Raw genomic sequence first — 13,127 nt, forward strand, 5'->3', positions numbered from 1 at the left:
TAACAGTGTATTAATATTGTGAAGTGATTAACCGTGCGCTTCTGCTAAATAAAGCCATGTATCAATCACTGTATCAGGGTTCAATGAAACAGTGTCGATGCCTTGCTCTACCAGCCATGCAGCGAAATCAGCGTGGTCTGAAGGGCCTTGGCCACAGATGCCTACATATGCACCTTTCTCTTTACAAGCTTTAATTGCCATGGCTAACAATTTTTTAACTGCAGCGTTACGTTCATCAAACAGATGGCTAATAATGCCACTATCACGGTCAAGACCGAGAGACAGCTGAGTCAAGTCGTTAGAACCGATAGAGAAACCGTCGAAGATTTCCAGGAACTCTTCCGCCAGCAATGCGTTTGACGGTACTTCACACATCATGATCACGCGTAAGCCATCTTTACCGCGCTCCAAGCCTTGCTCTTTGAGCAGCTCGATAACCTTACGGCCTTCGTCCAGTGTACGAACGAATGGGATCATCACTTCAACGTTGGTCAGCCCCATGGTGTTACGCACGCGCTTAATCGCTTCACATTCCAGAGCGAAACAGTCGCGGAATGATTCAGAGATATAACGGCTGGCACCACGGAAGCCCAACATTGGGTTTTCTTCGTCTGGTTCGTAGCGATCACCACCGACCAAGTTAGCGTATTCGTTAGACTTGAAGTCAGACATACGTACGATAACTTTCTTCGGATAGAAGGCTGCAGCGATTGAAGCAATACCTTCTACCAGACGCGCAATGTAGTATTCAACTGGCGATTCATACCCTGCAATCATCTCGGTGATTTCAGCTTGCAGCGCAGCATCTTGTTGGTCGAATTCAAGCAAGGCTTTCGGGTGAATACCGATCATACGGTTGATGATGAACTCAAGACGCGCCAGACCCACACCTGCACTCGGCAGACGAGCGAAGTCAAAGGCGCGGTCTGGGTTACCGACGTTCATCATAATCTTCATCGGCAATTCAGGCATTGAATCCACACGGCTAGACACCATGTCAAATGCCAGTTTGTTTTGGTAGATATAACCAGTATCACCTTCAGCACATGACACGGTAACTTCCTGACCATGTTGGATACGGTCAGTTACATCACCACAACCCACGACTGCTGGCACACCTAGTTCACGAGCGATAATCGCCGCGTGACAGGTACGGCCACCACGGTTGGTCACAATGGCGCTGGCACGCTTCATGATAGGTTCCCAATCTGGGTCGGTCATATCTGTTACTAGTACGTCACCTGGTTGGATCTTATCCATTTCATCCAGAGACTTAAGTACTTTGGCAGTACCTGAACCAATCTTATGGCCAATTGCACGGCCTTCAGCGATCACTTCGCCTTTTTCTCTCAGGTGGTAACGTTCGATGGTTTGCACATCTTCACGTGAACGCACAGTTTCTGGACGTGCTTGTACTATGTACAGCTTGCCGTCGTTACCATCTTTAGCCCATTCGATATCCATCGGACGGCCGTAATGCTTTTCAATGATCAACGCTTGCTTAGCCAGCGCCATCACTTCTTCGTCAGAGATAGAGAATTGACGACGTTTTGCAGGTTCAACGTCTTCAATTTTAACTTGCTTACCGTGAGACTGGTCTGCGGAGTAAACCATCTGGATAAGCTTGCTACCAATGTTGCGGCGAACAACCGCTTGATTGCCAGCATTCAACATTGGCTTGTGTACGTAAAATTCGTCAGGGTTAACAGCGCCCTGAACGACCATTTCACCCAAACCGTATGCAGAGGTGATAAACACAACTTCGTCGTTGCCAGACTCAGTGTCGATACTGAACATTACGCCTGAAGATGCTTTGTCTGAACGCACCATACGTTGCACACCCGCTGACAACGCAACACCGCGATGGTCATAGCCTTGGTGAACACGATAAGAAATTGCACGGTCATTAAACAGTGACGCAAATACGTGTTTGATCGCCACTAACACCGCATCAAAACCTTTCACGTTCAAGAAAGTTTCTTGTTGACCAGCGAATGATGCATCAGGCATGTCTTCTGCAGTAGCAGATGAACGTACCGCAAAAGATGCGTCGGTTGTTTCGCTAGATAATTGTTCGTAGGCTTCTCGAATCGCTATTTCGAGGTCAGCTTGGAATGGGGTGTCGATGATCCATGATCTGATCTGTGCGCCAACTTTTGCCAACTCGTTGACATCGTCCACATCCAGTGTGTCAAGGATTTCATATATCTTCTGGTTAACGCCGCTTTGCTCTAAAAACTCGTTGAAGGCATAAGCAGTAGTCGCAAATCCACCGGGTACTTGAACACCGGCGTTGGCCAGGTTACTAATCATCTCACCAAGGGAAGCGTTTTTACCGCCCACCTTGTTGACATCTTCCATGCCTAATTCCTGATACCAGAGTACATATTGCTGCACAGTTCTATCTCCGCAAGTTTATTTTAAGTAGCCCTTTTAAAAGTGGGCTTAAGCATTTTACACTTCACAAATATGAGCGTAAATGCATAATTTTATTTGTAATTTTATTACTACAAGAGGTCGATATGACACCGAAAGTTTTCTATATTTCTGACGGAACAGCCATTACAGCAGAGGTGTTCGGCCATGCGGTTTTATCACAATTTCCGCTTAAATTTGATTCAGTTACGATTCCTTTCGTCGAAACAATCGCCAGAGCGGAAGCTGTAAAAAAACAAATAAATGATAGTTTTATTACAACAGGTCAGCGGCCTTTAGTGTTCCATTCCATCGTAAAATCCGAGATCCGCGACATTATTTACTCCAGCGAAGGGCTTGATTACGATTTTTTGAACACTTTTGTGACGCCGCTCGAACAACAATTAGGCGTTCAAGCGCTGCCAACCATGCATCGCACACATAGCATGTTAAATGCGAGCTACGATGCGCGGATTGATGCGATAAATTTCGCTATGGAGAACGATGATGGGCAGACCCTAAAACATATGGACAAGGCCGATATTATTCTCATCGGCGTATCACGTTGTGGTAAGACGCCTTCCAGTTTGTACCTTTCAATGCAGTTCGGGATTAAGGCCGCCAACTACCCTTTCATTCAAGAAGATATCGACAACCTCAAACTGCCTGACATCTTAAAGCGCAACAAACATAAATTGTTCGGCTTAACCATTGATCCCGTGCGGTTACATGAGATCCGTGAGAGTCGCTTGGAAAATAGTCGCTATGCTTCGCTACGCCAATGTCGTTTAGAAGTAAAAGAAGTAGAGATGCTTTTTAAGAAAGAACGTATCCCTTATATCGATACTACACATCAATCTGTCGAAGAGATTGCCACCAAAATTTTGGACGTTGCAGGGCTAGAACGGCACATGTTCTAACGGCCCCAATATCGCAGCTATATATAGTAGAAGAACCAGTAATAGCTCAACATTGTTCATAAAATAATACAATTAACGGTAGCGCTCGATTTTTCGCTGCGCTACCGGTCTCAATTCGGTATAATCGAGCCATTATTCCCCATATCGCCTAGATTGAATTCCGGTAGTACAGTACCAATGACTATAAAAACCGATGAGCTACGATCTGATTTGCTGTGTAATGTAATTACACCCTCACAGTTATCCGCCGAATACCCGTTAACCAAAGCAGCAGCCGATTATCTGGTGCAACAGCGTCGCGAAGTAGAAGCCATTATTGAAGGAACAGACAAACGCCTGTTAGTGATTATTGGTCCTTGCTCTATTCACGATACTGACGCAGCTATTGACTACGCCAAACGCCTTACAAAACTGCACCAACAACTCAAACAAGATTTGTGCATTGTGATGCGGGTGTATTTCGAGAAACCACGAACCATTGTCGGTTGGAAAGGCTTGATTTCAGATCCTGATTTAGATGGTAGCTTTAGCCCAAATAAAGGCTTGAGATTAGCGCGTAAGTTACTCCAAGAGATCACCGAGTTAAAACTGCCTATTGCCACTGAGTTTTTAGATATGGTCAACGGTCAGTACATTGCCGACTTAATTACCTGGGGTGCAATTGGTGCACGTACCACAGAAAGCCAGATCCATCGTGAAATGGCATCAGCACTGTCTTGCCCTGTCGGTTTTAAAAATGGTACTGATGGTAATATTCGTATTGCAGTAGATGCTGTGCGTGCTGCCCGCGCCTCGCACATCTTCTATTCGCCCGATAAAGATGGTGTGATGTCGGTATACCGCACCCATGGTAATCCCTACGGCCACATTATTTTACGTGGTGGTAAAGAGCCAAACTATCAAGCAGAACATGTGACTGCTACGAGTGAACATTTAAAGAGCGTGGGTATTCATGCTGGTTTAGTGATCGACTTCAGTCATGGCAATAGCCAAAAGAAACACCGCAATCAATTAGCTGTGGCAGATGATGTGATGCAGCAGATCATCGATGGTTCAAATGATATTGCTGGGGTGATGATTGAGAGCTTTATTGAAGAAGGCAATCAACAAGCGATCCCAGGGCAAGCGTTGCAATATGGTAAAAGTATCACCGATGCCTGTATCAACTGGGCAGACTCAGAAGCATTACTGCATAAGTTAGCCGCTGCATCACGCCAACGGATGCAAAAAAGCTAGTCGAGTGTTTTACTCGCCATCGTCACTTAGGCAGCATATTTCGCTGCCTTTTTGTTAGCTAATTGTTCTATATTCCAATTATCTGCACTCTTTTCGATAGATTTACCCAGCTTTTTGCATCTAATCTTTAGCACATGCCGCATTGAACTTTAGTATGATAGTGACATAGATCACATTGGTTACTATCCGATAAGGAAATCAGCATGTTAGACAGCGCAGTTATCTCCTCAACCCCTTCCGCCGAGCAAACTCTGCACCGCCACCGAGAAGATGTTATTCGTCAGCGAATGGATATGTCTGAATCACGCGTCATTAAGGCTGTGTTTCCCGCCATTCTAAATAACCACAACACCCTCTTTGGCGGCGAAGCGCTGGCGTGGATGGATGAAACTGCCTTTATCGCTGCAACGCGTTTTTGTCGTAAACCAATTGTCACCGTGAGCAGTGATAAAATTGATTTTAAAAAGCCGATCCCTGCTGGCACCATGGCCGAATTGATTGCACGTGTCATTTATGTGGGCAAGACCTCAATGAAAGTTGAAGTAAACATTTATGTTGAAGACATGCACAGAGATCATCGTGAGCATGCCATAAGAGGTGTGTTCACCATGGTAGCTGTCGACAGTGAATTGAAACCAACGAAGGTATTAACTGACAATTTATTTGAATTACCTGAATTAAATTAAATTGCAATAATCGCTTTTAATGGTTGTTAATCTCGACTAAAGTCTTAAAGCTGACAGAGTGAAAGTTGTGCAAATTACTCAAAAGCAATAGGATATAGCTGCATTTTTCTGTTACATTGAAATCCCTTCAATGAGCAGAACAACATACGATAAATGCCATGAAGCCAGAAAACTTAAAAATTATTATTGCTGATGACCATCCATTATTTAGAAATGCGTTGCGACAAGCTTTGTCGCCTGCATTTGCCAATACCGTTTGGTTTGAAGCGGACAGTGCCGATGCACTGCAGCATTTACTCGAGAATGATGGGCAAGCGTGTGATTTAGTATTACTCGATCTGCAAATGCCAGGATCTCACGGGTACTCAACCTTAATCCATTTGCGCTCTCATTTTCCTGAATTACCGGTAATTGTGATTTCTGCCCACGAAGACGCCACTACTATTAGTAAAGCAATTCACTATGGTAGTGCCGGATTTATTCCTAAATCCGCGTCGATGGAAACATTTTCTGAAGCCATTAATGATGTATTGATGGGGGACATTTGGTTACCAGAAGGTGTTGAATTAGTAGATATCGATGAAGACGGTGGTTCTGAAAAAATTGCAGGTAAATTATCTGAGCTAACACCACAACAATACAAGGTGTTACAGATGTTTGCAGAAGGTATGCTCAATAAGCAGATTGCTTACGACCTAGGTGTATCAGAAGCAACCATTAAAGCTCATGCGACTGCAATTTTTAGAAAGTTAGGCGTGCGTAATCGAACTCAGGCCGTTATCGCGCTACAGCAGCTCGACATGGACAAAGTCGAAATCGGTTAACAGCAAAAACGCCCCAGATTGGGGCGTTTTTATTGGACTACAAATATTGGCGATGGAAGCGCAAATGCTCTTCGATAAAACTCGCAATAAAGAAGTAGCTGTGGTCATATCCTGGATGACTTTGATAATCCAACGGGAAATCTGCCAGTGTTGCTGCTGCCACCAACGTTTCTGGCAGCAACTGTTCCGCTAAAAAGTTATCAGCCTCACCTTGATCAACCTTCATCGGCAGCGGGGCTGCTCCTGATTTAATCAACTCGACGGTGTCATACTGTTTCCACTGCTCACGATCCAAGCCTAAATAGCCAGCAAAGGCTTTTTGCCCCCATGGACATTGGCTAGGATGGCAGATCGGCGCAAATGCAGATGCACTGACAAACATTCCCGGATTTTTAAGCGCAATCGTCAGCGCGCCATGCCCGCCCATTGAATGGCCAGCAATCGCCTTTTGCTCAGTCACCGGAAAGTGTTGCGCAATCAGCTTAGGCAATTCATCTACCACATAGTCATACATCTGGTAGTGTTTGGCCCAAGGCTGCTCGGTGGCATTCAGATAAAAGCCTGCACCGAGGCCAAAGTCATAAGCACCGTTTGCATCATCCGCGACACCTTCACCGCGCGGACTAGTGTCAGGGCAGACAATGGCCATACCCAGCTCAGCAGCTACACGTTGTGCACCAGCTTTTTGCATGAAGTTTTCATCAGTACAAGTTAAGCCCGACAACCAATAAAGCACTGGCACTGGCTTATCATTCGCTTGCGGTGGCAAATAAATCGCAAAGCGCATTTGGCAATTCAACACATTTGAAAAATGAGTGTATTGCTTATGCCAGCCACCAAACATCTTATTGCTACTGATATTTTCCATTATCAGTCGCTCCTCTATTAATAGTGGATAACGCTGCGAATGCTCTTACCTTCATGCATCAGCTCAAAGGCTTCGTTGATATCTTCCAGTGGCATAGTGTGGGTGATGAAGTCATTCAATTGGAATTCACCTGCCAAATATTGTTCAACGATGCCAGGCAGTTGTGAACGACCTTTAACACCGCCAAAAGCAGAGCCTTTCCAAACGCGACCTGTGACCAGTTGGAATGGACGAGTTGAGATCTCTTGGCCTGCACCCGCAACACCGATGATCACTGATTCGCCCCAACCTTTGTGACAACATTCTAGTGCAGAACGCATCACGTTTACGTTGCCGATACATTCAAATGAATAATCTACGCCACCGTCAGTCAGCTCAATGATTACATCTTGAATTGGCTTGTCATAGTTTTTCGGATTGATCAGATCGGTCGCGCCCAGCTTTTTCGCCAGTTCAAATTTGCTTTCGTTCAAATCAATACCAATGATGCGACCAGCTTTTGCCATCGTCGCGCCAATAATCGCTGACAGACCGATACCACCCAGACCGAAGATAGCAACAGTAGCGCCTTCTTCTACTTTGGCGGTGTTCATTACCGCCCCCATACCTGTGGTAACCCCACAACCTAACAAGCAGATCTCTTCCAGTGGTGCAGACTTATTCACTTTAGCCAATGAGATCTCTGGTAACACAGTGTATTCAGAGAAGGTAGAGCAGCCCATGTAATGGAAGATTGGTTTACCGTCCTTATAGAAACGGGTTGTACCATCTGGCATCAAACCTTTACCTTGAGTAGCACGTACTGCCGAACACAGATTGGTTTTGCCTGATTTACAGAACTTACACTCACCACATTCTGCGGTATACAGCGGAATAACGTGGTCACCCACAGCAACAGAAGTCACGCCCTCGCCCACAGCTTCCACAATACCGCCGCCTTCATGACCTAGAATTGCAGGGAATACACCCTCTGGGTCATCGCCGCTCAGGGTAAATGCATCAGTGTGGCAAACACCGGTCGCCACAATTTTTACCAGCACTTCGCCGGCCTTTGGCATCATAACGTCCACTTCTTCAATTTTCAGTGGTTCGCCAGCGGCCCACGCGACTGCAGCGCGCGACTTAATAAATTTTTCAGTCATTCTCTGATCCCTTCAGCTTGTGATTAACTCGCAAAACATTGTAATTAGTTACATGCAGGTGATAATCTCACTTTTTAGCAATACACTTTTACACAGATGTAATAATGAACCCTTGGAATGGTCTTCCTGAATTCATTGCCGTTGCAGAATTACAAAGTTTTACTGCAGCGGCATCACGGCTAGGTATCTCTTCAGCCCAAGTGAGCCGGCAAATCGCCGCATTAGAGCAACGGCTTAATAGCAAGCTGTTTTACCGCACCACCAGAAAGGTTAGCTTAACTAACGAAGGTCAGCTTTATTACAGTCACTGCCGTACCTTACAAGATGGGATAGAAGAAGCTGAACGCGCATTGGGCTCGTTACAGCGCGAACCGCAAGGGCAACTGAGGGTTACCGCCCCAGTCACTTATGGCGAACAGTTTTTGGTACCGCTGTTCAACGACTTTCAACTACAGTTTCCCAAACTGAACATCGAGATTGTGCTCACCAATAAAACACTAGATTTGATTGATAGCGGAATCGATCTTGCGGTGCGACTTGGGAAGTTAGATGACTCATCCTTTATTGCCAAGCGCCTCGCCAGCCGTCGCAATTATGTGTGCGCCTCTCCAGCATATTTGGCGCATTATGGTGCGCCGCATACGCTGTCTGAGCTTTCTCAACATAACTGTTTAGTGGGCAATACCCCCTATTGGCGCATGAGTGAAAATGGCAATGAAAAAACGCTCAAAGTAAATGGTAATTACGTCTGTAACTCAGGAATGGGCGTGCTAGATGCAGTACGCAAAGGGTTAGGATTGGCGCTACTGCCTGACTACTATGTGGCGCAAGATTTAGCACAAGGCAAGTTAGTGGAAGTGCTCAGCCAATATCGAGGCCCATCTGAAGGCGTATGGGGCTTATATCCTCACAATCGCCAACTATCTCCAAAAGTCAGCATGTTACTTACCCATTTAGAAAAAGGACTAAAGCACAAAACACTACAAGTGCTCGAATAACACTAAAGTTTAGCCTGATTCTCGAATCCGCTATTGGGCGTTTTTTCAATGACTGACTATATTCAATTAGCAAGCTATTTTAATCTTGATATCAAAGAAATAGCGCTAATTGAACAAGGTGCTCATAAAGCAACCCAAACGAGGTCATTGCTATGTTCTTCGGGCGAAAACAATTACAAGCCACGCAACATGCGGCAAAAGCAGCCGTGTCTATCAGTCGAACCATTTCCAGTAGCGATATTAACGAAGCCAACCTAACCGATTTCAAATTAACGGATGGAACAGCGTTGGTTATCGCTTATATTTCCCCCCACTGCGATTTTCTAAGGATAAGTCACAAGCTTAAGCAAGCAATGCCGTGGGCAGAGCACGTGATTTCGATTATGACCGCTGGTGAGCTTGGTGGTGGTAAGCAGCTTTATCATGATACCCCGACCAGTTGGGATAGCGTGGTATTGCATGCTTTTTCTAAGCGCATCATCCGCCAAACTTCACTGCATTCAGTGCCACTTTACAGTGAAGATATGCGTGCAGGGCGACCAAGTTTATCGCCCAAACAACGTATTGAAAAAATCGCTGCTGATTTAAAACGTATCCAAGTGCCATTCGATATCGGCAGTAAAACTACCCTCACCCTCACCTACTTTGACGGTTTAACTGCGAGCGAAGACTTCTTTACTCAAGCACTTTACAAAACACGGCGCTTCCCCTGTTATTTCATCGGTGGTAGCGCTGGTGGCAAACTGGATTTTAAAGCGGCGGATATTGCGCTTGACGGTGAAATGCTCAGCAACAAAGCGTTATTGTGTTTCTGTAAAATCGCTGATGGTTATCGCTTCGGTATTATGAAAAGCCATAACTTCCAGCCAACCGGTACCAGTTTTGACGTGGCACGTTTTGATCCTTTAACCCGCAAACTTCATAGCGTGTTAGATGCCCAAATGAACCTTGTAACGCCTGTCGAAGCACTCACAAAGCATTTTAAATGCAGTGCTGCACAACTCGGCGAACGGCTTAACAGTCATTCCTTCGGGATTGAAATTGAACAAAACATTTTTATTCGTTCAGTCGCAGCAATTAATGATGATGGCAGTATTAGCTTCTTTAGCGACATGGCATTTGGTGAAAAGCTGCTGCTGGTAAAAGCCAGAGATTTTGCCCAAGCAACCGCTGACGATTATCAAAAATTTATGCAGGGCAAACCAGGCAAACCGGTAGCCATGTTGGCCAATGATTGTATTTTAAGACGGCTAAACAACAGCGGCAGTCTCAGTAAAGTCAGTACCTTTAATGATGTTTGCCTGTCTGGCTTCTCCACCTTTGGCGAATTTCTTGGGCTACACCAAAACCAAACCATCACATCAGTGGCATTTTTTGAAGTTCCCGCAGGCATCAAATTTTTTGATGAATACGCTGACAACTATCCGTTTTATTTGGCGTCGTTTTCGAGTTATCACCTGCATACACGCCAAGTCAGTCTTGAGCGGATTAATCATTTACAGCAAAACCTTATTTCACAGATGGGTAAAGTACATCCGCTACTGCAAGCCTCAACTGAACAACTGAGAGTGATTGCATCACAATCCAATGAGTCGGCTTTACGGCAAGTCGATCTGGGCGAACAATTCACACTGTTTATGAAGCAGATAGCGCAACAACAAGCTCAGCGCCAAAGTCTCACCTCCGGAATGACCGAATTGAAAGGTAGCGCTGATAGAATCGTTAATATTATTCAATCAATCAGCGGCATTGCTGAACAAACCAACTTACTTGCACTGAATGCTGCCATTGAAGCTGCGCGTGCAGGGGAAGCAGGACGCGGATTTGCAGTGGTCGCTGATGAAGTCCGAGCGCTATCACAACGCACTCAAACCAGCGTTAAAGAGACGGGCCAAACGATTGAAAGTGTATCGAGCTCAATTTCTGGTATCTCAGTGGCAATTGATAGCATCAACCAAGTGCTCACAACGATAGAGCACGATTCACAACGACTAAGCGTTGAACTCACACACTTGTCGGACACTTCGCGCGAAGCTGCAGCATTAGCTGAAGAAGACGTTGCCAAGGCCGAACAAATCCACCAGCAGATGCAAGATATTGAAGATGAAACTCAGTTGATTGAAACGCTGACGGAGTTAGCCACTTTTCATGAGACATAGCATTAACGACTCCTTCAATTCAAACTACGCTAAAGCCGCTTAATGCGGCTTTTTATATGCGGCGGAGATGTTGCCACTAAATGCCTGAGACAATGTCGATGGTGCAGAGGATGCAGTGTTGCTCAATGGGTCTTTGGGCAAATTGATCGTAAAACGGCTGCCTAGCGTCAATCGCTCGGCTTTTATGTCACCGTATAGACATTGAGTTACCCATTGATGTACCAAATGTAGCCCCAGTCCTGAGTGTTGCTTACCACGATTACCGGTTACAAATGGATCAAAGATAGTGCTGAGTAAAGCCTCTGGAATACCACAACCGTCGTCAATCACAGTGATGTGGTGATGGTGTTCAGACGCGCTATATTGCAGATGGATGTGACCATTTAGCTTTTCGCCAAACCCATGTTCTAACGCATTGGTTAATAGATTTTGTAGCACCTGCGAGAGAATACCGGACTGAGTTAACAACACTACATCTTTTCCTATGTCATTGACGACCACCACATGGGATTTTTTAATATAAGACATCAGGCCGACGACGATGTCATCAACCAATTGCTGTAAACTGACTTGACTAAATTCATCCTGAACACGCGTGAGAGTTAAACGCTTAAAGCTTTGTATCACATTATTCGCTTGCTCAAGATTGCGCTCCGACAGTTCAATACTATGACCGACTCGCAGCATAAAATCATCAAGCGCCTTACGCGTTAATCCGCTACTCAACGCTCGTTGCAGTTGTTGATATTGATGGCGGATTTCAGACACTGTTAACATTGCACCACCAACGGGGGTATTCATCTCATGGGAAATCCCAGCCACCATAACGCCTAACGACGACAAACGCTTGGCCTCGGCTAAATCATCTTGCAGTAGATTGATTTGATGCAGCTTACTATCGAGCTGCTGGTTAACCTGTTTCAGCGAATCTCGCTCGTGCGCCAGCGAGTTACTCAGCCTAAAAATTGCGATTCGGCCATAATAATCCCTCACGACAAACCCTAGCCCCAATACCAGTATCACTGCACCTACAATCAACGCTGGCATCAAAGTGGCATGTTGTAGCGCAGCTAAAATAGCAGGTGAAGTAGACACCACAATATTGATTTTTCGATCAGGCATCACTACGCCACTACTGGATAGTTGATCACGTTGAAAGCTGACTAAGCGCGAATCAAGGGTCTTACCAAAAGAGAAATCGGTCTCGGCCATCGCGTGCCAAAGTTCGGGAAACTCGAGACTGAGATTGTGTTCGGGTTTATCAAGATCCAGACCCCAGCTTTTGCTGCTTTCTGGATTCACCAGCCAATACCCCTGTTCATTCGTTATTTCAATGACGGTTTCTTCGTTGGACAGTGCTGCCAATCGTCCGAGTAACGGGCCAAGGTTATAGTTAACAATCAGCAAGCCTTCTCTAAGATTATGCTCGTCCTCTGTCTGCAAGGTGATCCGTATCGTTGGCTCAAACGGGACAACAATTTCACCATGCTCAACATTAAGGTCTATCGGACTAAGATAGGCATGAGGCGTGGTGATCTGCATGCCTTCGGTGAAGTAATAACGATCGCCTTTAAACTGCAGTTTATCGTCACTGATAATAAAAGAACGCCCAGATTTTACGTCCACCCGCACTCGTTCATAGCCGGCCTCATCTAACCAACGCAACTGCAATAAATTTTCGAGATGCTCACCTACTTTGGCAAATTCTTTCTGAATAGCGGGTGCATTAATCGGCTTATCTTTTGACAAACTTTGTTCAATGACACCGTTAATTTTCAACATGCGAATAAAGTCTTCAAGCTCACTAAGTTCCTGAACCACCATTAGCCCGACTTTGTGGGTCACTTCGCTGTGCGTGGACAATAATGTCCGCAAGTTG

10 protein-coding genes are annotated in these 13,127 nt (G+C 45.4%); 6 read left to right on the top strand and 4 right to left on the bottom strand.

The window, feature by feature from the left end; translation table 11 throughout:
- Positions 1 to 27: 27 nt before the first annotated feature.
- Positions 28 to 2,397, bottom strand: coding sequence for a phosphoenolpyruvate synthase (gene ppsA, locus JYB87_RS09685; RefSeq protein ID WP_207353309.1), 2,370 nt, complete (start codon positions 2,395 to 2,397; stop codon positions 28 to 30).
- A 125-nt stretch (positions 2,398 to 2,522) separates the two neighbouring features.
- Here ppsA and ppsR point away from each other — a divergent pair, with 125 nt between their 5' ends.
- From ppsR to JYB87_RS09705, 4 genes are all read left to right on the top strand, one after another.
- Positions 2,523 to 3,335 carry a posphoenolpyruvate synthetase regulatory kinase/phosphorylase PpsR gene (ppsR, locus tag JYB87_RS09690; protein WP_207353310.1) on the top strand — a complete coding sequence of 271 codons (813 nt, stop codon included), beginning with the start codon at positions 2,523 to 2,525 and terminating at the stop codon, positions 3,333 to 3,335.
- 177 nt (positions 3,336 to 3,512) lie between these two features.
- A complete protein-coding gene (locus tag JYB87_RS09695; RefSeq protein ID WP_207353311.1) occupies positions 3,513 to 4,571 on the top strand; it encodes a 3-deoxy-7-phosphoheptulonate synthase in 1,059 nt (352 codons plus the stop codon).
- Between the two features lie 221 nt (positions 4,572 to 4,792).
- Entirely contained in the window at positions 4,793 to 5,257 is a 465-nt protein-coding gene (locus JYB87_RS09700) for an acyl-CoA thioesterase (RefSeq protein ID WP_407695844.1), read from the top strand.
- Positions 5,258 to 5,415: 158 nt separating this feature from the next.
- Positions 5,416 to 6,081 (top strand): response regulator transcription factor, encoded by a 666-nt coding sequence (locus JYB87_RS09705; protein WP_207353313.1) that lies wholly within the window; start codon positions 5,416 to 5,418, stop codon positions 6,079 to 6,081.
- A 37-nt stretch (positions 6,082 to 6,118) separates the two neighbouring features.
- Here the strand turns inward: JYB87_RS09705 and fghA are convergent, their stop codons facing one another.
- Together fghA and JYB87_RS09715 are read right to left on the bottom strand one after the other, a co-directional pair.
- Positions 6,119 to 6,955, bottom strand: coding sequence for an S-formylglutathione hydrolase (fghA, locus tag JYB87_RS09710; protein WP_324032647.1), 837 nt, complete (start codon positions 6,953 to 6,955; stop codon positions 6,119 to 6,121).
- A gap of 11 nt (positions 6,956 to 6,966) precedes the next feature.
- Positions 6,967 to 8,091, bottom strand: a complete 1,125-nt coding sequence (locus JYB87_RS09715) for an S-(hydroxymethyl)glutathione dehydrogenase/class III alcohol dehydrogenase (protein WP_324032158.1) — start codon at positions 8,089 to 8,091, stop codon at positions 6,967 to 6,969.
- Between the two features lie 104 nt (positions 8,092 to 8,195).
- Between JYB87_RS09715 and JYB87_RS09720 the strand changes: the two genes are divergently transcribed.
- The gene (locus JYB87_RS09720) at positions 8,196 to 9,089 is read left to right on the top strand and encodes a LysR family transcriptional regulator (protein WP_207353315.1); all 894 of its coding nucleotides are present in this window, start codon (positions 8,196 to 8,198) and stop codon (positions 9,087 to 9,089) included.
- A gap of 152 nt (positions 9,090 to 9,241) precedes the next feature.
- Positions 9,242 to 11,248 carry a methyl-accepting chemotaxis protein gene (locus tag JYB87_RS18925; protein ID WP_207353316.1) on the top strand — a complete coding sequence of 669 codons (2,007 nt, stop codon included), beginning with the start codon at positions 9,242 to 9,244 and terminating at the stop codon, positions 11,246 to 11,248.
- A gap of 39 nt (positions 11,249 to 11,287) precedes the next feature.
- On the opposite strand, the gene JYB87_RS09730 is transcribed toward JYB87_RS18925, so the two are convergent.
- Complete coding sequence (locus JYB87_RS09730) at positions 11,288 to 13,111, bottom strand: sensor histidine kinase (protein ID WP_207353317.1); 1,824 nt, start codon at positions 13,109 to 13,111, stop codon at positions 11,288 to 11,290.
- Positions 13,112 to 13,127 lie beyond the last annotated feature (16 nt).

It is taken from the genome of Shewanella avicenniae (genome assembly GCF_017354945.1).
Taxonomy (GTDB): domain Bacteria; phylum Pseudomonadota; class Gammaproteobacteria; order Enterobacterales; family Shewanellaceae; genus Shewanella; species Shewanella avicenniae.